Source organism: Streptomyces sp. VNUA24 (assembly GCF_029167005.1).
Taxonomy (GTDB): Bacteria; Actinomycetota; Actinomycetes; order Streptomycetales; family Streptomycetaceae; genus Streptomyces; species Streptomyces scabiei.
This window is the reverse complement of the sequence record NZ_CP119143.1, coordinates 5,448,601-5,474,718: the sequence shown is the minus strand read 5'-3', so window position 1 is coordinate 5,474,718 and position 26,118 is coordinate 5,448,601. Positions and strand designations below refer to the sequence as shown.

Below are 26,118 nucleotides of genomic sequence, written 5' to 3'. Positions count from 1 at the left end.
GCGGCGGTGGCATGCGTCGCGCCGGCAGGAGGCCGGATCGGGAACACCCTGGCAGACGCGAACCGTAAGCGTTCTGTCATCTGCACAAGGGCCCGAGACCGTCGGCCGTTGCGTTGAATGGCGTGGTGGGGCGAGAGACTCTCCGAAGGAGGAACGCGATGGGGCGGGTACGGGCCGTGTTGGCCAGGCCATGGGCGGTCGGGGTCTTGGTTGTAGCGGTCGTGGCCGTCGGCTTGGGGTCGTACTGGTTCCAGCCGTGGAAGCTGTGGCAGGACCGGACGGTCACGGAGGCTCTGCCGGGTGCCGTGGAACCCTCTGCGGCGCCTGAGAAGGGTGGGCCCGGAGCGACCTCGCCGACCGGTTCACCGGCACCGTCCGCGTCGGCGCCCGCCGGGCCGGAGACGTTGGCCGGTGGTGAGCTGATCAGCCATGAGCACACCACTTCCGGCGCGGTGAAACTCGTGCGGCTCGCCGACGGCTCTCATGTCGTACGGCTGGAGAACCTCGACACCAGCAACGGGCCGGACCTCCGTGTCTGGCTGACCGGCGCGCCGGTGAAGGAGGGCCGTGCGGGGTGGCATGTCTTCGACGACGGGGAGTACGTCAGCCTCGGCAGGCTGAAGGGCAACAAAGGCAGTCAGAACTACCCCCTTCCTGCGGATGTCGACCCGGCCCGGTTCAGCAGCGTCAGCATCTGGTGCGACCGGTTCGACGTCTCGTTCGGCGCCGCGGAGCTCGCCCGGGTGTGACGGACCGCGCGCCGGAGGCGATGAGCACCATGTGCCGTGAGCCGGCCTCCACCGTGCGCGACTGCGTCTGACGGATCGGATGCATCTGACGGATCGGACGCGTCGTGGCCGGCACGTCGACGCCGGTCACCTCGTCCATGGCGGCTTCGGCACGGTGGTGGGGAGGGAGCTGTCCGCCCGGCCGTATCGAACAGGTGGCCTATAGGTGCCGGACGGCCGCTTGGCGACCCGCCAGGAGTCCACGGTTCTTCTCCGTGCCGCACCGAATGCCACCACCGTTCTGGTCGACGTCGTCGGCCTGGCAATGGCGTGAGAGCTGTCGGGGGCCGAGAGGAAGAAGGCCGTGCTCGTGGCGAGAGGAAGGCCGGTCGCCTGTCGCAAGGGGTCCGATCGACGGTTCACAGATCGGTCGGTGGGGGACCCGTGTCCCGAGAGGTGGACGGCGGAGTCGGGGAGTGATCACGCAGTGCTACGACTGCCTCGTTGGCGATCACGCGACGACCGCGGTGGCGGTGTGCGCTTCATGGCGGGCACCGGCCTGGCCCTCGACGAACCAGTGTCACCCTGACGAGCCGAAGTCAGTAACTCTCCTCAGAGAAGCCTCAGACTTCCACCAAGTGCCGGTCTGGCGATCGGTGGATGATCGGTACCCATGTGACCGAGCCCTGCGGAAAGGCCCATGGGGGAGTGCGATCAAATGATCACTCAACGTCGCGGCGGCGCGTGGATCGGTCGCCCTGTTCGATCGTGTGACTCGTTTCGGAGCGGAAACCGGGGCCATCCGGTCGGCTCGCGAGGGAAGCTCGATGCGCTGGTCGAGACCAACGCGAACGGTCCGTCGACTGCCCGCGGGCGGGACGCTCTTCCCGCAGCGGACGTCTGTCCGTCGATGGCCTTGGCCACCCAGGTGGAGGGCCAGGAGGCCAGGGCGGTGCGCTGGTTCGAGAGGACGTGCTCGGCGTGCGGCCCGGCCGGTCTGTTCGCCGAGGAGCGCGACGTCACACAGCGCCCCAGCTGTGTGGGAACCTCCCGCAGGCGCTCGTGCACGTCCCACTGCTGGAGTGCTCGGCCCGCCTCGCGTCCTCGGCCGGAGCCGCGGTCACCCGGTGGTGAACTGGCCGCCGCGGTGCTCGGTGTCCCCGCCCGCCGGCAGTAGCTCCTCGTCACCGTCCCGCAGACGGGTCGAGCCGCTGACCGGCGTCGTCCTGGGGAGCGCGATGGCCCCGTGGGAGACGGACGCCGACGGCGCCGATCATTGCCCTCCACGTCATGCGCCTTCCGGAACAGCTCGCTGGACGGGCTGCCGCCTTTCCCGTGTGCCCCGGCCCGACCGGACCTGCACCGCAGCGTTCACAGGGCTCCCGCCGCATCTGCGCGCCCAGGTGGCGCCTGACGCCGCCATGCTATTTTGCATCATGCAAAGCTCTTGACGTGAGAGGGAGTAGGGGTGCCGGGAGCCAAAGGGGGCCGACCATGCACACGTTTCGCCAGTCCCTGAATGGGTGGCGGGATCGAGCATCGACTCCAAGCCCCCGCCGGACCCTCCCTCTCGAAATGCCCGTTTCCGCCTCCCTCTCCGAGGGAGCTGGGCCGGCTGCCGGCCGTCTACTCGCCGACAACGGCGGCGGGATCATCGGTTCTCTCGGCCTGAGTGTCCGGACGGTGCCCGCATCCGGCCTCGGCAAGGGTCGCGCGTGTGACACGGGTCGCGTTTCCACCGGGGGTCTCGATGAGCCTCAGGGAGACCCAGAGATTTTCGACGCTCTGATGTCCATGACGCCCGCCAGTGGGCACCGAATAGCCGGAGGCTTCACCTCATGCTGATTGCCCAGCGTCCCTCGTTGACCGAAGAGGTCGTCGAGGAGTTCCGCTCCCGGTTCGTGATCGAGCCGCTGGAACCGGGCTTCGGTCACGCCCTCGGCAATTCCCTCCGCCGTACCCTCTTGTCGTCCGTCCCGGGTGCGGCGGTCACGTCCATCCGCATCGACGGCGTTCTGCATGAGTTCACCACCGTGCCCGGCGTCAGGGAGGACGTCACCGACCTGATCCTCAACATCAAGCAGGTGGTCTTCTCCTCGGAGGACGACGAGCCGGTCGTGATGTACCTGCGCAAACAGGGTCCGGGTCTGGTCACCGCCGCCGACGTCGCTCTGCGGGGCAGCGTCGAGGTGCACAACCCCGACCTGGTCCTCGCCACGCTCAACGGCAAGGGCAAGCTGGAGATGGAGCTGACGGTCGAGCGCGGTCGCGGTTACGTCTCCGCCGTGCAGAACAAGCAGGTGGGCCAGGAGATCGGCCGTATCCCGGTCGACTCGATCTACTCGCCGGTTCTGAAGGTCACATACAAGGTCGAGGCCACGCGTGTCGAGCAGCGCACCGACTTCGACAAGCTGATCGTCGACGTCGAGACCAAGCAGGCCATGCGTCCCCGTGACGCCATGGCCTCCGCAGGCAAGACCCTGGTCGAGCTGTTCGGTCTGGCCCGTGAGCTGAACATCGACGCCGAGGGCATCGACATGGGTCCGTCCCCCACGGACGCCGCCCTCGACGCCGACCCGGTGCTGCCGATCGAGGAGCTGGGGCTCACCGTTCGGTCGTACAACTGTCTCAAGCGCGAGGGCATCCACCTCGTGGAAGAGCTTGTCGCCCTGTCCGAGGCCGACCTCCACGACATCCGCAACTTCGGTGCGAAGTCCATCGACGAGGTCAAGGCGAAGGTGGCCGGCCTGGGCCTGGCCTTCAAAGGCAGCCCCGAAGGTGAACCTCACGCCACCTACGGAAGCGCGGGTGTGTCAACTTGACGGCTTTGTCTCACATGCGGCGATGACGGAGAGCAGAGATGGTTGCACGCCTGGGGGAAGGACGCCGACGTCAGCGGCACCGCTCTGCCACCGTGGTGATCGGCGAGCCCGGATCCGGCACCCTCCACCAGTGCCCCGACCCGTGGAGTGTCCCGGGGACCGGCAGCCGGACGGCCGGCAGCTCGGCCCCGGCCACCGGCGGACGCGGCAGAAGCCGGGCGTGCCGTTCGGGCGCCGGCCGCAGTTCCCGGGCCGAACCGAGCACCGGCAGGGCAAGAGGAACGAGCCACCGCTCAACGGCGCCGCCCGCAGCGGCCTGCGGCAGCGGGCGGCCTGGCAGGCGCTCGCACGGCCAGGGCCGGCACGCCACAGCGGTCACCGTCGGCCAGACCGCGCCCGGCAGTCGGCCCGCGCTCCCGGCTGGATCGAGGAAGCGGCACGACAGGCACCGGACGGCCGCTCGGTGATGGTGCCAGGACCCCACGGTTTCCCCTGCATCGCGCCGGAATCCACCACCGCTCTGGTCCTCCGGGCGGGGCACCTCTGACGTCCGGAGAACCAGTGCACCGACCGAGGAGAGCGCGTGACGTGAGCGTCACTCCCGGCGGCTGATGAAAAATCCGTGAGCGCGGGAGAAGGCCGCTCGACTGAAGCCAGGGGGCCGATCGGCGGGTTCACCAACAGTTCGGTGGGGGACCCGTCCCTCGACGGGGAGGGACGGCACAATCAGGGAGTGATCATGCGGTGCTACGACTGCCTCGCTGACGATCAGGCGACGACCGCGGTGGCGGTGTGCGCTTCCTGCGGTGCTGCCCTGTGCAGGGAGCATGTACGCGCGGAACACAGGGAGATCCGGCAGTTGGTCGGCGTGGGGAAGGCCACCCATGAGCCCTCGGCGCGCAGGCTCGTGTGCGGTATCTGCTACGGCGCTGAGAGCCCGCCCTCCGCGTCGGAGACCTGACACCCGCCCCCGCATCACGGCGCGAACGGTCCGCATACCCGCTGCTGCTGCGGCGGCGGTTCGGCGCGCTCTGCCGCGCGGATCAGTAGGCGCGCGGTCGAACCCGGGCCCAGGAGCCGCTCAGGGGCCGGTGTCGTCGGTGGCTCGGTGCTCTGTTCCGGCCGGCGGGCGTACGTATCGCTCGCAGAGCGGGTTGCGACAAGGGCCCTCCGCCCATACGGGGACGTAGATGCCCATGGTCTTGTGTCGCTTCACCTCGGAGTGCACGGGGTGTTCGCACGCGTGGCAGAGCCGCTTCGGCGGTCCGGGTGCCGGCGTGGATTCACGCTGCCTTTCGCTTCCCATAGTCATATTTTACGTCACATTTAGTTCTCTTTGGGATTTTCTTGGTGTTCAGGCTTCGCGGAGGGTGTCGACGGAGGCCGCAGCACACTGAGCGCCACGGAAGTGGCCAGGACGGTGGCGATCACGGCCAGACTGAGCAAGGAGGGGACCTCGGGGACGGCGGTGCTGATCGTCTCGTGGGACGCCTGGAGGACCAGCTTGACGCCGATGAACGCGAGGATGAGCGCGAGGCCCTTGCTGAGGTAGTGGAACCGGTCGAGCAGGCCAGCGAGCATGAAGTAGAGGGCGCGCAGACCGAGGATGGCGAAGGCGTTGCTGGTGTAGACGATGAAGACGTCGCTGCTGACGGCCAGCACGGCGGGGACGCTGTCGACGGCGAAGACGAGGTCGGCCGCCTCGATCGCGGCGACGACGGCGAGCAGCGGGGTGGCTACTCGTCGTCCTGCCTCCCTGACGAAGAACCGGTTGCCCGCGTAGTCGTCCCGGACGGGGACGACCTTGCGCAGGAGACGGACGGCGAGGCTTCGGCCGGGGTCGAAGCTGTCCTCCTCCTCTCTGAGGATCTTGTACGTGCTGTAGAAGAGGACGGCGGCGAACACGAACAGGACGGCGGTGAAGCGGCTGACCACAGCGACACCGGCCGCGAGAAAGATCCCCCGGAAGACCAGCGCGCCGAGAACTCCGAGGAACAGCACTCGGTGCTGGTAGGCGCGCGGCACTTTGAAGTAGCCGAAGATCAGCGCGAAGACGAAGAGGTTGTCGACCGACAGGCTCTTCTCCAGCAGCCACGCGGTCGTGTACTCGACACCGGCGGTCGTGCCCACCACGAGGAAGACGACAGCGCCGAACAGGATCGCCAGGCCCACCCAGACCCCGCTCCACGCGGTGGCCTCACGGAAGCCGATGACGTGCGCCTCCCGGTGCGCGAGCAGGTCCACCGCCAACGACACCAGCACGGTGACGGCGAACACGATCCACAGCCAGAACGGCACGTCATGCACGGATCCGCCCCCTCTGCGCGATCGACCGGAAGACCACTTTCGAGTGTGGGTCACCTGAGGGTGTTTGTCGCTCCGGCCTGGCCCACGCGACTGCCTCGGCGGGCCGGGAGGGCGCTCCCGGATCCGGTCCGTCGCTCAGGGGCGTCTCCGCCCGGTGATCGCCGCCTGCCCTTCCCGACAGTGGCCCGCTCTGTCTCGTCGAGTCCTGTCCGGCGTGCCGTTCGACTTCAGTCGGCGGGCTGCAGCGGCTGCGCGACCGAGAGCTGCCGTGCGCCTGCCCCGCGCTGCGGGTGTCGACAAGGCTGTGCGGGACGAGCCCGCGGTCGTCACGGTCGTCATGGCGAAGCCCTCGGCCACTGGTGCGGTGGTCGCGGGCTTCAGAGCGGGATGGTCACGGCCCAGCGGTCGGCGATGCTGGGAGGGGAGCCGTGCCCGGAGCGTCGGCGGAGGGCTGCGACGTCGAGCCTCCGGTGCTCGGAACAGGTGTGACATGCTTCTCATCCACTGTGGGGTGGTTTGTCGACCACAGCACGGCCACCAGACCGACGGCGCAGGCACCGCCGACGAGCACTGCGGGCAGACGTCGCGGGGAGCGCACCAGGCGCAGCCCCCACCAACCGGCGCACGCCGCAGTGAAGACCGCGATCGTCGGGGTGAGGTCGCCGTTCTTGTAGGTGATCAGCAAGGCGTCGTGGTTGGTGGCCACCACCAAGAGCGTCGCGTAGAGCACCGCGATGACCGCGCACACTGCTTCCAGCAGGCGTAACGCGCGTCGGTTTCCCCTCATGCCGTACTTCCCTCCAGGTCGTCGACCAGTCCTCCAGCAAACCCGGCATCTCACATGGCTCTGTCGCGCGAGGGCTGCCGCACCCGCGCCGTGGAGCAGCGGTTCATGGGTGCTCGTAGGCGCATACGCCACTCCAGTCGACGGTTCCGTCACCGACCTGGCTGTACGCCTGCTCGCACTCCTCGCGGTCCGTCGGCGTGTCGGAACCCGTTTCGTCGGAGGTGTAACCGATGGAGCCGAGCACGGCGATGGTGACCACCGATGCCCACAGCGCCAAGGCTCGTTTGGGATTCTTCTCCGCCCATTGCTGAAGTGCTGTTTTACGCCGCACAATCCCCCCTCGGAATCGGATGGCCCGTATAGACCGTCGAGCGCACCTTGTCACCGACGGCAGGAAGATCCGGGCAGTGACGGGAGATCCGCCACCATCCGCGTCGGAGTCGCTGTGCCGGCACCGGGGCAGGGCAGCCGTCAGCCGCCGTCGGTGGGTCGGCCGTCGATGTCGAGCAGGTCTGCCGCTCGGCGTAGGACGTCCAGGATCTCCTGGCGGGCCGCGGGACGGGAAGCGAACACCCGGGGGCTCGGGTGCCAGGTCGTCAGCGTGTGGACCGTCGGCGCGTATCGCTCCTGGTAAGCCGCCCAGCCGGCCTGCGCCTTGCGGCCCATCGGCACGACCACCTCCAGCTTGGGCAGCATGGAGATCACCTCGTGCAGGAAGGGTGCCGCGCGTTGTATCTCCGTCCGTCCGGGGGCGGCGATGCGGTCCGCGGTGCCCAGATACCAGGGCACGATGTTCCAGTGCAGGGACTCCTGGTACGGCAGACCCGCTTCGGTGCGCAGCGTCCAGCAGTTCTGCGCCGTCGGGTCGTCGTTGTCGACGGAGATGATGCCGCTGCCGGTGCGTCTCAGGGGCGCTTCGGCCCCCATGGACTTCTGGCCCGGTGCCTCAAGGAGAAAGAGGCTCCGGGCCTCGGTGCCGCCGGAAGCGGGGTCGAACCACGGCACGGACTCGCCGTCGCCGAGCCGCTCGCGCAGTCTCTCCACCCAGTCGTTCAGGGGGCGTACCGCGGGCTCCGTCCTGACGGCGAGCACCCGGGCACTCAGTGCGTCGGGATCCCGCAGGGTTCGGGGGGCCGTGGTGCGAAAACGATCGTGCGAGGTCATGGTTCCGCAGTGTGCCAGGCACGTGTGACAGCACGGCCACGGTCGGCAGCCGCTCCGCTGTCCTTCCCCCAGCCGCACAACCCGCCTGTCGTTGTCCTGCGTGCTCCGGCACGCTGAGCGCTCCACATGCCACTGGCACACCGTAAGTCACATCTTCATCACGGGAGTTTCCGAAGCGTGGCACTAGGCAAAGGTTGATCCATCGAATAGTCAACTTCGAGCGGCGGAAGCCGGGGCGGGATGTGGCTGTGAGACGGGGGATACATGTCAGAGGCGTGCCTGGAAGACGGGGAAGACGGACACGGGGGCTGGTTCCGGGTGTGACCGGGGCGGTGATGCTCGCGCTGCTCGCAACGATGGGTCCGTTGCCGGGAACGGCGGCGGCCGATGCGGCGGCGGAACCCGCCTTGTCGGAGGGACAGAAGGCCCTCGTCGAGGCCAAGAAGTCGGGCGAGCGTGTCGAGGTCGTCGGCGAGCGGACGGAACGTACGACCGTCTATGCCAACCCCGATGGTTTCAGCTTCACGTTGGAGGAGTCGGCGGTTCCGGTGCGGGTGTCCGCGCCTGGTGGGGGTTGGATCGCGCCCGACGCGACGCTGGAGGTCCGCGGCGACGGGACTGTGGCGCCGAAAGCAGCCGCGGTGGAGATGGAGTTCTCCGGAGGCGGGACCTCCGACCCACTGGTGAAGATCTCCGACCGAGGCCGGTCTCTGGGGCTCAGCTGGCCTGGCAAGCTTCCCGAACCCGAGTTGGACGGTGCCGACGCGCTGTACCCGGAGGTGCTGCCGGGCGTCGACTTGCGAGTCACCGCGACGGCGGAGGGCTTCCGGCACGTCCTGGTGGTCAAGTCGCCCGAGGCCGCCACTTCGGACGACCTCAAGCGGATCGACTACGCGCTGAAGACGACCGGTCTGGACGTCGTGAAGGGCAAGACCGGCAACCTCACCGCGGTCGACGACGACGGCAACCGGGTGTTCCGCGCGCCACGCGCGCAGATGTGGGACTCGGCCGGGGCGGATTCCGCCGACGCCGTATCGGGAAGTCGGCCGATGTCCGTGCGGACGGTGGCCCTGGACACCGAGGAGAGCGACAAGGCCGCGCGCTTCACGGACATCGCGGGCTCCGAGGCATCGCAGGAATCGGATCAGGCCGAGCCCGGTGCCTCGCCCACCGAAGACTCCGAACCCCGGGCCGGCGACAAGGTCGCCACGATGGATGTGAAGCTCACCGACGACACGCTGTCGGTGATCCCGGACAGCGGCATGCTCACCGGCACCAAGGAGTCGGCCTTCCCGCTGTTCATCGACCCCACGGTGACCTGGGGCGAGTCGGAGCGCACGCTGCTGCGCAGCGACGGCTACGAGTCGTACGGCTGGGGCAACGGTGACGACGGCCTCGGCAAGGGGGTCGGCGAGTGCGAATCGTGGGGTGGCTACTACTGCGGCCCCGGGTATGTGCAGCGGCTGTACTTCGAGTTCTCACCGGCCAGTCTGAAGGGCAAGCACGTCCTCGACGCCACGTTCCGGGTGACCGAGCCGTGGGCGTTCCAGTGCGACCCGCGCTGGGTGGACCTGGTCCGCACGAACAACATCTCCTCGTCGACCACCTGGTCCTCGCGGCCCAAGCACCTGGACCTGATGGGCGACCGGCACGTGTCGGCCGGCCGGGGATCGCTGTGCGACCCCGACTCGCCGGACGCGCCGATCGAGTTCAACGACAACCCCGAGGAGACGGACGAGAACCTCACCTCGACGGTACGGAGCTTCGCGGCGGGCAAGTTCTCGCGGCTCACGCTGATGCTCAAGGCCAAGGACGAGACGGACACGGCGGCCTGGAAGCGGTTCAAGAACGACGCCGTGCTGGCGGTCGACTTCGTCGGTCTGCCCGCCAAGCCCACTGGTATCGGTCTGGTGACCGGATCGGGCACGGTGTGCGAGACGGCCGAGTCGGACCCGGCGGTCGTCTCCGATCCCACCCCGGCCCTGACGGCGACGGCGCAGACCGCGTCCGGCGGTGAGAAGGACGCCCAGTTGCGTGTCGCCCTCGACATGGATCACAAGAACAGCGACGGCACCTGGTCGGACACCACGGCGGGCAACGGCGACCTCGCCCCGTCGAGCGGGTACGTCGGCGACGGTGTGAAACTGACCAAGTCCTGGTCCACGCTGAGCGAGGGGAAGCTCTACCGGTACCGGGCCTGGGTGCGCTCGTACTACAACAGCGGTGGCAGCTATCTCGCGGGGCCGTCGAACGCCTCGACGAGCGGCTGGTGCTACTTCAAGGTCGACCCGACGGCGCCCAAGGCCCCGAAGATCACCGTCGGCAGCCCCTATTCCGTCTGCACCGACACGGCATGCCCGGCCGGTGGTGGTCCCGGCCAGAAGGCCACCTTCACCTTCGGTCCGGCCACCGGTGACTCCAACGTCGCCTACCAGTACAAGCTGTCCACCGCGGACGCCTGGTCGACGCCCGTCAACGGATCGACGGTGTCGAAGGACATCACGCCCAACAGCTCGGGCACGTACAGCGTGTATGTGCGGGCGAAGGACAGCGTGGGCCGCTGGGGCGCGCAGAACGTGGTGGACTTCCTCGTGGCCGCCGGTGAAGGGCCGGTGGGCCGCTGGCACTTCGACGAGCCGGACGGCACCGCGGTGGACTCCGCCACCGCCGACGGCGCCGACAACGCGACGCTGGCCGGGGGCGCGGTGCGTGACGACCGCGGTCGGCGCGGGCTGGTCACGCACGACAGCGAGGGGCAGCCGCTGGAGGAGGCCGTCACGGACAGGGGACTGTCGCTGAACGGGACCACCGCCTACGCCGAGACCAGCGCGCCGGTGCTGGAGACCCGCTCTGCCTACACGGTCTCGGCCTGGGCGCGACTGGACGAGGGCGGCAAGAACGCCTCCGTGCTCGCACAGCCGGGGGGACAGGGCAACACGTTCGTCCTGTGGTACCTCGCTGATGTGAAGCAGTGGTTCTTCGGTGTGCTCGACCAGGACGGCTCCACCCTTCGCGGGAAGTACTCCGTCTACGCCGCCCAGACGGGCGTGTGGACCCATCTGGCCGGCAGCTACGACCCGGCCACGGAGGAGCTGATCTTCTACGTCGACGGCCGTCGGCAGAGTCAGCCCCTGGCGACCGGCGCGGGTTCCTGGGAGTCCACCGGAGGGCTGCAGTTCGGCCGTTACAAGTTCCCCAGCGGCAACTCCACGTACCACTTCCCCGGCTCGATCGACGAAGTCGCCGTCTGGCAGCGGGTCCTGACCCACGAGGAGGTCGCGGACGAGACGAAGCTGTTGATCTCGGAGAACTTCGCCGGCGTCGAGTTGGTGGCCGACTGGAACGCGGCGAGGGGGAGCGGAACGACGGTGGCGGACACCACGTCCGGCTACGGCAGGAGCCTGACTCTGGCCGGTGGCGCTGCCATCAGCGATGAGGCCGTCGTCCTGGACGGAGTCGACGACGCGGCCACGGCCCCGGGCCCGCTGGTCTATGACCACGCACCCTTCACCGTGTCCACGCTCGTCGAACTGGACTCAGCGAAACTGGTGAGCAGGGACGTCGGATACACCGGCCAGGTCCTGGGCCAGCGGACGGCGGACGGCTCGGCCTGGGGCCTCTGGTACGAGCTGACCGGCAAGGACACCGTGCTCGACGAGGAGACACTGGAGGAGGTCACGAAGCCGGTCGGCGTCTGGCACTTCGGTCGCCTGAACGCGGACGGCACCTTCTCTTCAGTGGTCTCCGACGAAGTGGCCGCCCTGGACAGTCCGGTACGGCTGACCGGCATCTACGACTCGGTGTTCGGCACGATCAGCCTCTATCTGGGCTATGGACAGAACGGTGACGCGAAGGCGTTCACCGTCCAGCTGGGCAGCGGGGACTTCGCCATAGGCAAGGGCTTCACCAGCGGAGCCTGGAAGCACTACCTACCCGCTCGCATCTCCGAAGTCCGCCTGTGGGCGGGGGCGATGGCGAGCCCGGAGCAGGTCCAAGTCCGCGTGGGCGACTGATCTGATCCGCGTGATCCGGTCGGCGTGAACCGATCCACGCGGACCGACCGATACGTGCGGACCGATCCGCGCGCAAGGAGTGGTGCGGCGCTGCAACGGCGGCGTCGCACCACCCGGCCAGCTCATGACCTGTCACCGGTGCAGCACCGGTCACCGGCATGCCACTTGTCAGCTATCACGGCTCGGAACAACGGGGTGGTCCAACAACCATGACTTTTGGCATAGGCACATCAGAAAGAGTGCGCGGCGGGAGAAGACGTCGCGTCGGAGCGATCGTCGCGACCCTGGCCCTCTCGCTCGTCGTTCCGACCGGCCTCACCCCGGTAGCGCAGGCCGCCGGCAAGGGACTCGGCCGGCCGGATGTCCCCGAACAACGGGTGAGCAAGGTCAGGCAGGTCGACGGGCCCGGCGCCAAGAAGGCCCGTGCGAAGGTTGCCAAGGAGAAGAAGGCCGACGCCGAACGCGCCCGGCAGGCCCGCGCCGAACAGCAGTCGGCCTGGCCGCGGCAGGGTGACGCGGTCCTCGACCTGGACACCGGCAAGACCGCACAGGCGAAGCCGGGGGGCCTTCCCGTCACCATCGCACCGGCTGACGGAAAACAGGGTGTCGAGGACGGCACCACGGCCCGGATCACCGTGCTCGGCCAGAAGGCAGCCCAGCAGGCAGGGATCACCGGCGTCCTGCTGACCGCCGAGGCCGACCACGCCGGACGGGCCGAGATCGCCGTCGACTACAGCGGCTTCGCCTCGGCCGTCGGCGGCGGCTGGTCCTCCAGACTGCGCCTCGTACGCCTGCCCGCCTGTGTGCTCGACACACCCGAGAAGGCGGCGTGCCGCACCGCCACCCCCCTCGCGTCCGACAACGACGTCGCGGACCGCACCGTCACCGCCTCCGTCCCGCTGACCGCCACCGACGAGGGCCTCTCGACGCAATTGGCCACTGCCGCGACGGCCGACGCCACCGTGTTCGCGGTGACCGCGGCCGACCCCGGTGCGGGCGAGTCCCCCTCGGGCGCCGGTGACTACTCGGCCACGGAACTCTCGGAGTCCTCCTCCTGGACGGCGGGCGACAACTCCGGTTCTTTCAGCTGGAATTACGACTTCAACATGCCGTCCGCAGCGGCCGGCCCGGAGCCGGAGCTGTCCCTGTCGTACGACTCGGGCAGCGTCGACGGCCGTATCGCCACCACCAACAACCAGGGCAGCGCGGTCGGTGAGGGCTTCGGTCTGACCGAGTCCTACATCGAGCGCGGCTACGGCTCCTGCGACGACGACGGCCACGAGGACGTCTTCGACCACTGCTGGAAGTACGACAACGCCCAACTGGTCCTCAACGGCAGGTCCACACGGCTGGTGAAGGTCTCCGGCACCTGGGAGAGCACCTGGCGCCTGGAGAACGACGACGCCTCGATCGTGACCCGGTCCATCGACGCCGACAACGGCGACGACAACGGCGAGCACTGGACCGTCATCACCGGCGACGGCACCAAGTACGTCTTCGGCATGAACAAGCTCGCCGGCGCCGCCGATCAGCGCACCAACTCCACTTGGACTGTGCCCGTCTTCGGCGACGACTCCGGCGACCCCGGCTACGGCCACGGCGACGCCTTCGCCGACCGCGCCGTCACCCAGGCGTGGCGCTGGAACCTGGACTACGTCGAGGACACCCACGGCAACGCCTCCACGTACTGGTATGCCAAGGAGACCAACCACTACAAGAAGAACAAGGCCACCACCGCCAATGCCTCCTACACGCGCGGCGGTTACCTCAAGGAGATCAAGTACGGCCTGCGCAAGGGCGCGCTGTTCACCGACGACGCCGACGCCAAGGTCACCTTCTCCCACGCCGAGCGGTGCACCGCCTCGGACTGCTCCTCGTTGACCAAGGACACCGCCAAGAACTGGCCCGACGTCCCCTTCGACGCCCTCTGCACCGACGGCGACGACGACTGTCTGGCCAACGGGCCCTCGTTCTTCTCTCGCAAGCGTCTCACCGGCGTCGACACCTTCTCGTGGAACGCCGCGACCAGCGCCTACGACCCGGTGGACTCCTGGGACTTCACGCAGGAGTACCTCGACGGCGGCGACATCGGCGACACATCCGACCACGTCCTGACCCTGAAGTCCATCAAGCGGACCGGCAAGGCCGGCGACACGGCCATCGCCCTCAACCCGATCTCGTTCACCTACCAGTGGCGGGAGAACCGGGTCGACGGCACCGACGACATCCTGCCCCTGACCCGGCCCCGGATCTCCACCGTCACCTCGGAGACCGGCTCGATCACCACCGTCACGCTGTCCTCACCGGAGTGCGTGCGCAGTGAGGTCCTGGGCGCGGCCGAGGACACCAACACCCGCTCCTGCTACCCGAAGTACTGGAACATCAACGGCGCCAGTGAGCCGTCGGTGGACTGGTTCCACAAGTACCGGGTCGAGGCCGTCGTCGTATCGGACCCGGCGGGCCACAACGACGCCGTCGAGTACGCGTACGACTACAGCGGCGCCGCCTGGCACCACACCGACGACCCCTTCACCCCCAAGGCCGAGCGCACCTGGTCCGGCTGGCGCGGCTACCGCCAGGTCACCGTCCACACAGGCGCCGTGGAGACGACCCGCTCCAAGACGGTCTCGCTCTACTTCCAGGGCATGCACGGCGACAAGAAGAAGGACGGCACCACACGCTCCGTCTCCCTCGCCCCGCTGTCCTCCCCGTCGATCGGCGTGGCGAGCGTCACCGACAGCGACCAGTACTCCGGCATGCGGCGCGAACACGTCACCTACGACGGCTCGACCCCCATCACCGTCGAGGTCAACGACCCCTGGTCGAAGGAGACCGCGCGCCAGAGCGCCCCCTCCGACGCCGCCGACCACGTGGCCCGCTTCGTCCGTACGGAGAAGTCCACCACCCACGCGTATCTGACCGCGGCGAAGACCTGGCGCGCCCGCGCGCTCACCACCACCTACGACGACCACGGCATGCCGGTGACCGTCGACGACTCCGGTGAGGTCGGCAAGGGCGGCGACCAGACCTGCACCCGCACCTGGTACGCCCGCAACGCCGAAGCCGGCATCAGCGAGCTGGTCTCCCGCAGCCGTACCATCGGCCAGTCCTGCTCGGTGGCGGACACGAGCCTGAACCTGCCCGCGAACTCCAGGACGCGCGGCGACGTGCTGTCCGACACCGCCACCGTCTACGACAACCCCTCGGCCACCGCATGGTCTGCCACCCAGACTCCCACCAAGGGGGCGGCGACCTGGACCGGCCGCGCCACGGGATACGGAACCACGGCGAGTACGGACGGGCTGCGCGCGGCCTCGGGCTGGCAGAGGATCACGGCCACCACGTACGACACTCTCGGCCGCCCCGTCGGCGTCACCGACGCCGCCGGCGAGACCACCAACACCGCCTACACCCCGGTCTCCGCGGGCCCTCTGACGAAGACGATCGTCACCAATCCCATGACCCACAAGGTCACCAGCTTCCTGGACCACCGGCACGGCCAGCCCCTGCGGGTCTACGACGCCAACCTGAAGAAGACCGAGACCACCTACGACGCCCTCGGCCGACTCACCGCTGTCTGGGAACCCAACCGCAACAAGGCCGCCGGCTACAGCGCGAACACCACCTTCACGTACCGGATCAGCAGCAGCGAACCGTCCTGGGTGTCCACGTCGAAGCTGAAGAAGGACGGCGAGACGTACAACACGGGTTACGAGCTGTACGACTCGATGATGCGCCCGCTGCAGACCCAGACCCCCACCCCGCTCGGCGGGCAGGTGCTCACCGACACCCGTTACGACAGCCGGGGCCTGGCCTACGAGACGTACGAGGACATCTTCGACAGCACCTCGACTCCCAAGGGCACCTACACGCGCGAGGAGTACGGCGAGGCACCCAGGCAGATCGAGACGGTCTACGACGGCGCGGAACGGATCACGACCAACACCCTCTACTCGTACGGGGTGAAGAGGTGGTCCACGACCACCAGCCACACCGGTGACTCCACCGCCACCACCGCTGTCCAGGGCGGCTCGGCGACCCGCACCTTCGTCGACGCCCGCGAACAGACCGTCGAGACCCGCGAGTACGCGGGCAGCAGCCCGGCCGACCCGCAGTTCGGCGGCGGCTCGGGCACCGCCTCGTACAAGTCCACCACGTTCCAGTACACACTCGACGGCCAGCAGTCCCAGGTCACCGGCCCCGACGGGGCCACATGGGCTTACGGCTACGACCTGTTCGGCCGCAAGACCAGCGCCGACGACCCGGACAAGGGTCTGACCGAGCTGGAGTACGACAGTCTCGACCGGCTCGTCAGCACCACCGACTCCTTCGGCCGCGCAGTCCTCTCCGGATACGACGCGATCGGCCGGGTCACCGGCACCTGGACCGGTTCGAAGACCGACGCGAACCAACTGACCGCCCTTACCTACGACTCCTTGCTCAAGGGCCTGCCCGACGCGAGCACCCGCTACGTCGGCGGCAAGACCGGCAAGGCGTACACGAGGACCGTCACCGCCTACGACAGCCTGTCCCGGCCCACCGCCACCGAGCTGTCCCTGCCGGGCACCGACCCGCTCATCGCGGCGGGCGCACCGGCCACCCTCGAATTCGAGAACAACTACAACATCGACGGCACGCTGCAGAACAGCAAGGAGCCCGCGCTCGGCGGACTGCCCTCCGAGATCGTCGACTACAGCTACACCGGCACCGGCCAGGTCAGCTCCATCGGAGGCAGCACCGGCTACCTCCTCGACGCCGACTACTCAGCCCTCGGCCAGGCCCGGCAGCTCGTGCTCGGCACCGCGAACACCGAGGAACACAAGAAGGCGTACGTCACCAACACCTGGGAGGAGGGGACCGGGCGGCTCCTGGGCAGCCATGTCACGGACCAGACCCACCCGTACAAGCTGCAGAACCTCGCCTACACCTATGACCAGGCGGGGAACGTCACCTCCGTCGCCGACACCAGCACGCTGGGCGGCACCACACCGGCGGAGACCCAGTGCTTCGCCCACGACGGGCACCGGCGCCTGACCGAGGCGTGGACACCCGCCTCGCAGAAGTGCTCCGACGCCCGCAGCGCGAGCAGCCTGGGCGGCCGGTCCGCGTACTGGACCAGCTACGGCTACAACGACGCCGGTCAGCGCACCAAGGAGACCGAACACACCTCCACCGGCGACACCACCACGACCTACTGCTACGAAAAGGTGGACCAGCCCCACGCCCTGACAGGCACCAGCACGAAGGCCGACTGCACCGCCCCGGACCGGTCCTACGAGTTCGACAGCACCGGCAACACCACCAGCCGACCGGACGGTATCGCGACCCAGGACCTCGACTGGTCCGACGAGGGCAGGCTGGCGACCCTGACCGAGAGCGGCAAGACGACCGACTATCTGTACGGGGCCGACGGCACGCTCCTGATCCGTTCCACGGAGGGCGGCGAGCGCGTCCTGTACGTGGGGGCCACCGAGCTGCACCTGCGGGCGGACGGCAGCACCTGGGCCCAGCGCCACTACGGCTCGGGCAGCCTGACCGTCGCCGTCCGCTCCAACGAGAGCGGCGCCAACGAGCTCAGCTACCTCGTCACCGACCAGCACGGCACGGCCACCCTCGCCATCGACGCCACGAGCCAGGAGTTCTCCCGGCGCTACACGACGCCCTTCGGGGCGCCGAGAGGCGACATCACCGGAGCCGCCTGGCCCGACGACAAGGGCTTCCTCGGCAAGACCACCGATACCGGCACCGGTCTCACCCATGTCGACGCCCGTCAGTACGACCCCGAGCTCGGCCAGTTCATCAGCGTCGACCCGCTCCTGCAGACCGGCGTGGGGCAGACCCTCAACGGCTACAGCTACGCCGTCCAGAACCCGTCGACGCTCGCCGACCCGTCGGGCCTCGGCGTCCCCGAGTGCAGAGAGCCGCAGAAGTACGGCATCACGTGCCGCGGTGGCATCCCGGTCAGCAGCGGCAAGAAGAAGACCAGCAGTGGCAGCGGTGAGGGTCCCGTGCGGGCTTGCCGCTGTGGAGGGCGGCCCACGCTGGTGAAGGGCATGAAGCCCACCGGCCTCGGCGGCATCCCGGGCCGTCGGGGCATCACCCTGCCGTCGACACCGCCTCCCACGGGCTGGCTCAAGGTCGTGCCTCCGCCCAACCCCGGCCCCAAGCCGAAGGCCGAGGCCAACAAGAACTGGTTCGAAAAAGCCACCGGCTGGGTGCCCTCCTGGGAGGACGTCAAGGACGGTTACGACTACGTCATGTCGTACAGCAGTACATCCGGCCTGTGCGTGAGCGGCAGCGCGATGTTCGGCGCGGGCGTGGAATACTCCGGGTGCTTCATGCGGGTGGGTGACGAATACGCTTTCGCCTGGGTGGAGGAGGACCAGTCGGGTGGGGAAGCCTCCATCGGTGTCACCGCCGGTCTGGTCTGGAGCAATGCGGACTCGATCGATCAGGTCAGAGGTGAGTCGGCAGGTATCGGCGGAAGCGCCGGCCCCTTCTCGCTGAGCCACCGCGGAACTTTCGGAACCAGGAACAGTCGCGGTGACATCGTCCACAGTGTGACGACATCCGCCGGCGCTTTCGGTGGCCTCGGCGGCAATTTCGGTGCCGGAAACACGAGGATCGCCAGCGCGGGAACGGTATTCGGGGAAGTGGGGGATTTCCTGAAGTTCTGGTAGGAACTCGCTGCCGCGCCGCTGTTGTAGACTACGGCGCGGCAGTCTCAGCACATTTACTCACTTCGCACCGCTGGAGAGGCAATGCCGGGAAGCATGATATTCGCAGCTGGCCCCGAGGGGGCTTTGGGCTTCCTTTATCTGGCGTGGAAGGGAATTCTGGGCGTTCTCGGCTTCTGTCTCGCCCTCAACATTCGCGACGCCGCCTATAGAATCTACTATTTCTTCACCAATCGCGGGCCCTTCGCCCCCGGTCCAGGCTTCAGCCCGCTCGTCATCAGGGTCGTCGGGGCACTCATAGGTGTCGTTTCGACTTGGTCATTCGTGAGCGGTCTGGCGTCCTAGCGGTGCCGCGCATGGTGCAATCCTGCGGTCGCCGGTTTCTTCATGGAAACCTTCACCTTTCTTTCATTCGGGACGGCGGTGGGATTCCTCGTCACCGCGGGCTGCGTCATCCTCTTCAACCGTCCGAACTCAGAGGTCCGCCCGAAATCGGCATCCTGAGGATGCAGGATGCAGGATGCAGGGTGCGCACGCGCACGAGAAAGCGACGGTAGATGTGATGCCGACCTGACGGCCATGCCTGGTCGGGTTGCCGCCCACGGGAGTCGAGGCGGTTCGGATGACCTTCGGCTGGGCCGACGTGAGCAGGGCGTGGAGTGGAGTGGCGCATGGGTCGACCGGTGACATCGAGGGAGGTACGGAGCTGCTCGGGCTGATCTTCGGAAGCCTTTTGATCGTCCTCGGTGTATGCCTCATCGGGGACTTCGGGCGTGCTGCCGGTCGCCTCCATGCCTTCTTCGCCGATTTCATGAGTCCTGGACGCGCCACTGTCGGGACCTTCCGGCTGGTGGGGATCTTCGCGGTCCTGGTGGGAGTTGGCTGGGGCGCGACGTCGTTCCCGCTCGGATCGATGCTCGGATCGATGCTCGGATCGATGCTCGGGTAGGGGCTTGGATGGCGGGCGAGACGTGCCGCGACAGTCTGCGGCACGCCTCGCATTCGGTCCGGTCCCTACGTCTGTCCTGGCCCTGTCCGGTGGTTGTGGTTCACGTTCCGCGCCGTGTGCGCACGACCAGGAAGCCCGCGCCCGCGATCACGACGACCGCCCCCGCGAGGAGGGCCAGGGCCGTGGTGCGGCCGAGTCCGAGGAACGCTTCGTCCTCGACGGTGTCCGTACCCGTGCCCGTGTCCGAACCCGTGTCGGGTGGCTGAAGGCTCAGCTGTTGGCAGGCTGTCGCGGCCTTGGCTGTCGCGGCGCCCTTCGCGACCTCGAACTGGAAGGCGCTGCTCTGGGTGTCTCCGTCGGCGGAGGTGATGGTGTACGTGAGGGTGTTGACGCCGGTGGGCAGGCCCGTGACCGCTGCGCAGGTGACGGAGCCGTCGGCCACGACCGGCTTGCCGACGGGCACGGTGGTGCCGTCGGGGCCGACCAGTCCGATCTTCGGTGTGGTGCCGGACTTCAGCCGGCCGAAGGTCAGCGAGACGACCTCGGCACCAGGGCCGACCGTGTCCCCCGGCCCAGGTGACGCCTCCTCCAGCGCGGTGTGGGCGCGGGCGGGCGTGCCGCCGAGGAACAGCAGCACGCCCAGGCAGCCCGACAGGACCGTCGTCGCCCTCAGAACTCGAAGTCCGCGCATGCGATCCGGTTGTCCTGTGCCTCGGAGGGGTGGACGACGATCGCCTTGGCGTCCTCGCCCGTCTTCCTGTCGTTGTTCACCGTCGTCATTCCCATGCCCGACTTGTCGGCGGTGAACATCAGGTGCACCTCGTTCGGTGGCGTCGTCGCACCGCCCTTCTCGAACTGGAAGTGGTCGCCGCCGTTCTTCGCCGAGCACGACTGAGCGTGCAGGTGCGACATGTAGGTGCCCCCCGGCTTCAGACCGCTCAGGGACACCGTGACCGTGGTGCCCTTCGGGCCCTGCGCCAGCCACGCGGAGCCCTTGACGTCGTCCATGCCCGGCGGGCGGGTGTCGAGCAGTTCGAAGGCGCCCTTCACCACGTCGGCGTCGGGGATCTTGTCGGCGAGGGTGGCCGACGGGTCACCCATCGCCATGTCCTTCATGTCCTTCATGCCATCCATGCCGGACATCTCGTCCGTGCTCTTGGACGGGGACGCGGACGTCGTCGCGCCGGCTGCGGTGTTCGTTGTCCTCTCGGAGGATTCGCCCCCGCAACCCGACAGCAGGGCGGCAGTGGAGGTGACGGTGAGGCAGGCGACGGCGAGACGGGTGCGTGGACGGCGGCGTGTAGCGGCTGAGGGCGTTGTGCGGTGGCTCATGGGGTGAACTCCCGGTTGCGGTGCGTGGACAGGACGGGCCGACGCGCGTAGGGGCACGCCGACCGCTCGCCTGTCTCCGGCCACGACCGAATGTCACCGGATCGGGCGTTTCAGGGCCCTGCGGCGAGTGGTGGGGCGGGAGACGGGCGGCTCAATGGCATGCGTTCCCGCGGTGGTCCCCTGCGGACGACGGCGTGTCTCAGCGCGGCGGTGACGGGCCGACGGCTCTCCTCGTCGCCGACGAGGGCCCCGCGAGACGGAACCTCGTGCCGGGCCGCCGTACGGAGGAGCACCCGGCAGATCCGGCGCAGCGGCGCGAACACGACGGCGGCCAGAGCCCGGGCGATCCGATGGACGGCGGCCTCACCCCGCCACAGCCATACTCCGCACGCGACGGCGGCCACCAGATGCGCCAGCAGCATCCCGAGGGAGCCGCCATGCGTCGCGGCGGACCACAGCGACTCGTCCGCGGGCGTCCCCATCGCCTCGGAATGGGCTCCGGTGTGGTGCATGGCCATGCCGGAGTGGGAGATGTCCACTCCGTGGCTCGTGCCGGAGCGGACGCCCACCTTTCCCGGTCCACCCACCGCCGCGTTCGACGTCGGTGTGAGCTTGGGGGAAAGGCTGAACAGCAGGTGCAGCAGGCCCTGCGCCACGACCGTGGCGCCCACGACCGTCGTGGCACCGCGTTCCCGGCCGGTCAGCCACCACGCGCCCGAGGCGGTTCCGGTGAACGCGACACCCATCGCCCACCAGGGCAGAGTGTCGCCGGAGATCAGCGCATGCCCGAGTGCGGTGGCCACGACGCACACGGCCGCGAACACGGCTGCCTTTACCGGGCGCAGGACGCCGACGGTTCCTTCGACGTCGCGCGTCACGCGGCACTCCCGACCCGCTCCACCGCCGAGGTGGTGCATCCGGGGCATCGGGCAACTCCTTGGTGCTGGCTGGCTTCCCGTCTCTTACGGGCCGCCGGACGCGAGCGTTCAGGTGGGGGTGCGTTTCGGGGACCGCGCTCCGGTCCGGTGGCCCCCGCCCGGTCTCACGGGGCGATGGTCACCTTCTTCTCGACGGTGACCTGGTCGATGTCGGAGACACGGACGGTGGCTCGCATCGTCCAGGTGCCGGGGAACGGGAGCGCGAGGGTGTCGCTGCCCCAGTAGCCGCTCTGGTCGACGAGTTCGGCGTCGAGCGGGCCGACGTGCCGCGCGGACCGGGTGAAGGTGAGGCGCAGTTCGGGGATGGCGATCAGACCGCCGTCGGCACCGAAGACCACGGCCTCGACGACGTTCCGGCCGACCCGGCCCGGCTCCAGGGTGATCTGCACCCGGCCGCGTCCGGCGGGAGCCCCGGTGTCGAACGGGACCACGCTCAGGTTCACCACCGGCTGCCCGGAGGCAGCGGCGGCCTCGGTGGCGGCCCGCCCCGGCCGGCTGCCCGTCAGCACGGTCGTGAGAGCGAGTACGACGACGCCGATCACCACCTCCGCGAGCACGGACCTGCGCAGGCCGCGCCGCCGGGACTCAGGGTCGGCGCCGGTCCCGTCGGTTCCGGTGGCGTCGTCCGGTCCGGGACCGACGCCGGGTCCGGGGTCCACCCCGGTCGCCGGCACCGACAGCGGGGCCCGGTCGTCGCCACCCACCGCGACCGGCACCGGTTCCCCGCGGGGCACGCGCGACAGCCGCTCGGCCCAGCTCCGGGAGTACGACGCCGCCAGCACCATGAGGATCACCGCCCCGGTCTTCAGGGCGAGCGTCCTGCCGTAGGGCGTGGTGAACGCCTCCCACGAGCCGAGCCCGCGCCAGGACTGGTAGACGCCGGTGGCCGCCAGCACGGCCACCGCACCGAGTGCGAGCCGCGAGAACCGGCCTACGGCGGCGGACGGGAGCGAGTCGCGGGCGGGCGTGCGGTAGAGAGTGAGCAGCAGCGCGGCCAGCCCGCCGAGCCATACGCTCATGGCGAGCAGGTGCAGCACGGAGGAGGTCATCGCCACCGGCACCTGGATCCCCGTGGAGGCGTGCTCCGCCGCCGCCCAGGTCGCGGCCAGAGCGACGGAGAGGGTGGTGCCCACGACGGCCGTACGGCGGTCGGCCCGCCACTCGGACCGGCCGCGTGTCAGGAGCAGGGCCACCAGGAGCAGCAAGGCCAGGCGGACCAGCAGCGCGACGCCGGGGCGGCTGCCCGCAGTGCTCCACAGCAGCCGGGGGTCGAACACAGCGGCCGGCCCGTCCCCGCTCCCGTACGGTCCGCGCAGGAGCAGCAGCGCGGCCGTCGACAGCGCCAGCGCCCACCATCCAGCCAGAAACGGCCCACGCACGACCCGCGCGGCCGTGGCTCCGGGCCGGCAGACGAGGACGAACACGGCGGTGCCGATCAGCAGGGCCAGGCCGCCGTAGGCGACGTACCGGCCGATGCCGTACAGCACCTCGACGGACGGGTCGACAGCCGTCTCCGCAGAGGTCTCGGCGCGTGTCTGCGAGGGTGCGCCGACGGCGAAGGTGAAGGCACCGGAGATGGCGTGGCCGTCCTCGGAGAGCACCCGCCAGGAGACCGTGTACGTGCCCTCCTCCAGCCCGTCGGTCAGTGGCACACGCGCGGTGTTCGCTCCGCCGTCCGCGTGCTCGGGATCGCCCGCGGTCACCGGGCGGCTCTCGGGGTCGAGGACGCGGACGGAGTCCTCTCTGAGGGCGACGGATTCGTTGAAGGAGACCGTGACGTGTTCGGGCGCCGTCTTCAGCACCGCGCCCTCGCGCGGATCGCTGTCGGTCAGCACCGCGTGCGCCGAGGCGGGCGCGGCGCTGCCCAGCAGGACACCGGCGAGTACGGCGACCACCAGCAGCAGCGCCCTGCCCCCACGCCCGCCCTGCTGCGTCAGCCGTCGTTCCCGCAGTCGTCGTTCCACGTCACGCCTCCTGGACGGCTCGGCCCGCGTCGCGGGGCCTCCGGCGTGTGACCAACCACCATGCGCCACCACCCAGGGCGAGCAGGACGGCGACAGCGGAGCCGACGAACAGGCCGACGGGCCCCGAGTCTTCCTGTTCAGCGGCCGTCTCCTCCGTCCCGGCGGACGCGGCGCCGGTCGAGGCCGAGGCCGTGGACGTCGGCTCGGGCACGGCGCCGGCGGACGGGCCGGAGGCGGAGGATGACGTGTCCGAGGAGGCCGGCCGCAAGTCCAGTGCGGGGGCGGGTTGTTCCGGCTCCACGTCGCCGCCCGGGAGTTCGACCCAGCGGGAGATCCTGCCGTCGTCGTAGGTCTCGACGGTCTTGAACACGAGCTGTTCGGCATCGGGCAGCCGACGGACCCTGACGCTGTGTTCGGCGTCGACTCCGGTGTCCAGGGCGGGCCCCGCGACGGTGTAGCCGTCGGCGACCCGCTTGAGCTTCCACCCCTCGGGCGCGTCGGCGAGCGTGATGTCACCGGGTGCGATGCCGGCCGGGAGGACGACACGCAGGTGGGTGAAACCCGAGGTGTCGGACTCGGCCTCGGAGGTGAAGGCGAGGGTGACGTTCTCGGCCAGGGCCCGAGCGGGTTACGACTCGACCTCCGCGTGGGCGGACGCGGGAGTGGGCGATATGAGGGCGGTGGTCAGCGCGGCGGCAACGGCCAGGGCGGGGCGGTGTGCCGTACGGACGGGTCGGTGCGGGGACAGGGGAGGCTCCTTGCGGGTGGGGCCGGGCAGGCCGAAGCCTCGGCCCGGGAGAGGGACGAACCGGGACAGCCGTGTGTCCCGGCGGTCCTCTGCGCACCAGCGGGTGTTCCAGAGTCCGTGTCCGTGGAGCCTCGACAAGGGCGAGGTGCTCGATCGGTTCGAGGTGGGGGAGAGGGCGCGGCCCGATGCCGGTCAGGCCGGCCGACAGCCGGGAGCCGAGGGAGCCCGCGACGCCACGCACAGCTCGCGCGAACCGTACGGCGATCGCGAGAGTGGCGTCGGCCCGGTGCAGCAGCCAGGCCACCGTCAGCGCGGCGAGCACATGGGCGGCCGTCATGGTGGCGGACACCTGATGCCAGCCGGATGCGCTCGACGGGGCGACCATGGCGTGCGGACGGGAGCCCAGGGCGAGTTGACCCGGTCCGGCCGGGCCCGCCGCCAGGGCGGGGGACACATGCAGCAGCCCCTGGACACCGAGCGTGCAGCCGAGCGTCGCCACAGGAGCGAAACGACGCCGGGCGGCGGGCCAGGCGACGGCGAACTGCGCGAGGACGAGCAGTGCGGTCGGCCGCCATGGAGTGACTCCGTCGGCCACGGCGTAGTGGCCCGACACCGCCAGCACGCTGCCGACCACGGCGAACACCGCGGCTCGCACGCAGGTACCCGCCCGATCCGCCCGATCCGCCCGATCCGTCAGATCCATCCGATCCGCCCGATACGGAGAAGGGCGATGCCCACGGGGCGGCGGCACGGCCTCGCCTGCCACACCCATGCCTCCTTCCCCGGCGATCGGCCTGGGCCGTATGTGACCAGTACGGTGCTGTGGGGCCCTCCTGTTCACCCCGAGGCCGGACGGGCGGCGGAGAGTCGAGGTGTCATCCGGGCGGCGTGATCGTGGCGTTGGGAGTCGCGGCGGTGGTGGGCCACCTGGTGGGGGCCTGCTCGGACTGCTGGGAGATGGAGTCGCCCTGCTCGTCGTACGAGCTGCCTGGGGCCGTCAGGACGGCGAAGAGGCCGAGGACCACGGTGATCGCGGCGGCCGCGCCGAGCACGCGACCCGCACGGTGGCGCCTCGCCCGGCCGTCCAGGTCGCGCCAGGGCGGGCCGGGCCACGGGTCTGCCGCCTGCCAGAGTTCCCCCACTGCCTCGGCCTCGTACGGCGAGACCGAGGCGCCGTGGACGGGGGATGGTTCCGCCTTGTGCCCCGGCCACTCGCGCGGATCGAGGAGGTGCCGGGGCCGCGCTGGAGCCGTGCGCTCCCGCGCGGAGAGCTCCCTGGGCGCTGTCCGCCGTATCGCGGGTTCGCTGTCGGTGAGGAACAGCTGCCACACCTCGTCGGGCACGGGCGGCGTGCGGTCTTCCCCGTCCGGTGTCCCGCCGCCGTAAGGCGGTTGAGCGGCCACTGTCCCACTTCCCGTTCTTCGGCTGTGCCGGCACGGCGGCGGATCCGCTGGCGGGGGCGTCCGGCTGCCGACGCGCTGACCCCCCACCGGGTATCTGCCGTCGTCACTCCTGGGTGCCGGGTGGCAGCCGGCTGCCGGACGGCCCCCGCTCGATCATTGCACAGTACAAAATGAGATCGCCACCGGTGGTTCTTACAAGACCCTGACGTGGAAGTCGAAACCCTCAAGCCACCCCTGTCCCATCGGTAACTCTGGCTTCGCCCGCCACCGTTCCGGGGTGGCGGAT

Annotated in this window: 16 protein-coding genes and 1 pseudogene; 7 read left to right on the top strand and 10 right to left on the bottom strand. The window is 69.5% G+C overall.

Translation table 11 applies throughout. The features are described from left to right. Window positions 1–158: 158 nt before the first annotated feature. From PYR72_RS23295 to PYR72_RS23280, 4 genes and pseudogenes are all read left to right on the top strand, one after another. The gene (locus PYR72_RS23295; protein WP_275457111.1) at window positions 159–749 is read left to right on the top strand and encodes a DM13 domain-containing protein; all 591 of its coding nucleotides are present in this window, start codon (window positions 159–161) and stop codon (window positions 747–749) included. Window positions 750–1,626: 877 nt separating this feature from the next. Then, a pseudogene (locus PYR72_RS23290) lies at window positions 1,627–1,862 on the top strand (hypothetical protein); the annotation flags it as partial. Between the two features lie 704 nt (window positions 1,863–2,566). Then, window positions 2,567–3,550, top strand: coding sequence for a DNA-directed RNA polymerase subunit alpha (locus tag PYR72_RS23285; RefSeq protein ID WP_275457110.1), 984 nt, complete (start codon window positions 2,567–2,569; stop codon window positions 3,548–3,550). 130 nt (window positions 3,551–3,680) lie between these two features. Next, on the top strand, window positions 3,681–4,097 hold the full coding sequence (locus tag PYR72_RS23280) for a hypothetical protein (RefSeq protein WP_275457109.1): 417 nt from the start codon (window positions 3,681–3,683) through the stop codon (window positions 4,095–4,097). 779 nt (window positions 4,098–4,876) lie between these two features. Here the strand turns inward: PYR72_RS23280 and PYR72_RS23275 are convergent. The 4 genes from PYR72_RS23275 to PYR72_RS23260 all read right to left on the bottom strand — a co-directional run bounded on the left by PYR72_RS23275 (window position 4,877) and on the right by PYR72_RS23260 (window position 7,808). Continuing rightward, complete coding sequence (locus tag PYR72_RS23275; protein WP_152170451.1) at window positions 4,877–5,857, bottom strand: TerC family protein; 981 nt, start codon at window positions 5,855–5,857, stop codon at window positions 4,877–4,879. A 391-nt stretch (window positions 5,858–6,248) separates the two neighbouring features. After that, window positions 6,249–6,644, bottom strand: a complete 396-nt coding sequence (locus PYR72_RS23270; RefSeq protein WP_275457108.1) for a hypothetical protein — start codon at window positions 6,642–6,644, stop codon at window positions 6,249–6,251. A gap of 103 nt (window positions 6,645–6,747) precedes the next feature. Next, on the bottom strand, window positions 6,748–6,921 hold the full coding sequence (locus PYR72_RS23265) for a hypothetical protein (protein WP_275457107.1): 174 nt from the start codon (window positions 6,919–6,921) through the stop codon (window positions 6,748–6,750). Between the two features lie 194 nt (window positions 6,922–7,115). Next, window positions 7,116–7,808, bottom strand: coding sequence for a uracil-DNA glycosylase (locus tag PYR72_RS23260; protein WP_275457106.1), 693 nt, complete (start codon window positions 7,806–7,808; stop codon window positions 7,116–7,118). A 356-nt stretch (window positions 7,809–8,164) separates the two neighbouring features. Here PYR72_RS23260 and PYR72_RS23255 point away from each other — a divergent pair, with 356 nt between their 5' ends. The 3 genes from PYR72_RS23255 (at window position 8,165) to PYR72_RS23245 (ending at window position 19,447) form a co-directional block, all read left to right on the top strand. Continuing rightward, complete coding sequence (locus PYR72_RS23255) at window positions 8,165–11,821, top strand: LamG-like jellyroll fold domain-containing protein (protein WP_275460497.1); 3,657 nt, start codon at window positions 8,165–8,167, stop codon at window positions 11,819–11,821. A gap of 209 nt (window positions 11,822–12,030) precedes the next feature. Next, complete coding sequence (locus PYR72_RS23250; protein ID WP_275457105.1) at window positions 12,031–18,501, top strand: RHS repeat-associated core domain-containing protein; 6,471 nt, start codon at window positions 12,031–12,033, stop codon at window positions 18,499–18,501. A gap of 619 nt (window positions 18,502–19,120) precedes the next feature. Then, entirely contained in the window at window positions 19,121–19,447 is a 327-nt protein-coding gene (locus tag PYR72_RS23245; RefSeq protein WP_275457104.1) for a hypothetical protein, read from the top strand. A gap of 100 nt (window positions 19,448–19,547) precedes the next feature. Here PYR72_RS23245 and PYR72_RS23240 read toward each other — a convergent pair whose 3' ends face one another. From PYR72_RS23240 to PYR72_RS23215, 6 genes are all read right to left on the bottom strand, one after another. After that, window positions 19,548–20,138, bottom strand: coding sequence for a copper resistance protein CopC (locus PYR72_RS23240; RefSeq protein WP_275457103.1), 591 nt, complete (start codon window positions 20,136–20,138; stop codon window positions 19,548–19,550). Then, window positions 20,117–20,581, bottom strand: a complete 465-nt coding sequence (locus PYR72_RS23235; protein WP_275457102.1) for a superoxide dismutase family protein — start codon at window positions 20,579–20,581, stop codon at window positions 20,117–20,119. The genes PYR72_RS23240 and PYR72_RS23235 overlap by 22 nt, the downstream gene beginning before the upstream one ends. A gap of 308 nt (window positions 20,582–20,889) precedes the next feature. Continuing rightward, window positions 20,890–21,657: a hypothetical protein gene (locus PYR72_RS23230; RefSeq protein WP_275457101.1), complete on the bottom strand. Its 768-nt coding sequence runs from the start codon at window positions 21,655–21,657 to the stop codon at window positions 20,890–20,892. Window positions 21,658–21,821: 164 nt separating this feature from the next. Beyond that, window positions 21,822–23,681 (bottom strand): copper resistance protein CopC, encoded by a 1,860-nt coding sequence (locus PYR72_RS23225; protein WP_275457100.1) that lies wholly within the window; start codon window positions 23,679–23,681, stop codon window positions 21,822–21,824. A 1-nt stretch (window position 23,682) separates the two neighbouring features. After that, window positions 23,683–24,072: a DUF1775 domain-containing protein gene (locus tag PYR72_RS23220; protein WP_275460496.1), complete on the bottom strand. Its 390-nt coding sequence runs from the start codon at window positions 24,070–24,072 to the stop codon at window positions 23,683–23,685. A gap of 1,232 nt (window positions 24,073–25,304) precedes the next feature. Continuing rightward, a complete protein-coding gene (locus PYR72_RS23215) occupies window positions 25,305–25,772 on the bottom strand; it encodes a hypothetical protein (RefSeq protein ID WP_275457099.1) in 468 nt (155 codons plus the stop codon). Window positions 25,773–26,118: the final 346 nt, after the last annotated feature.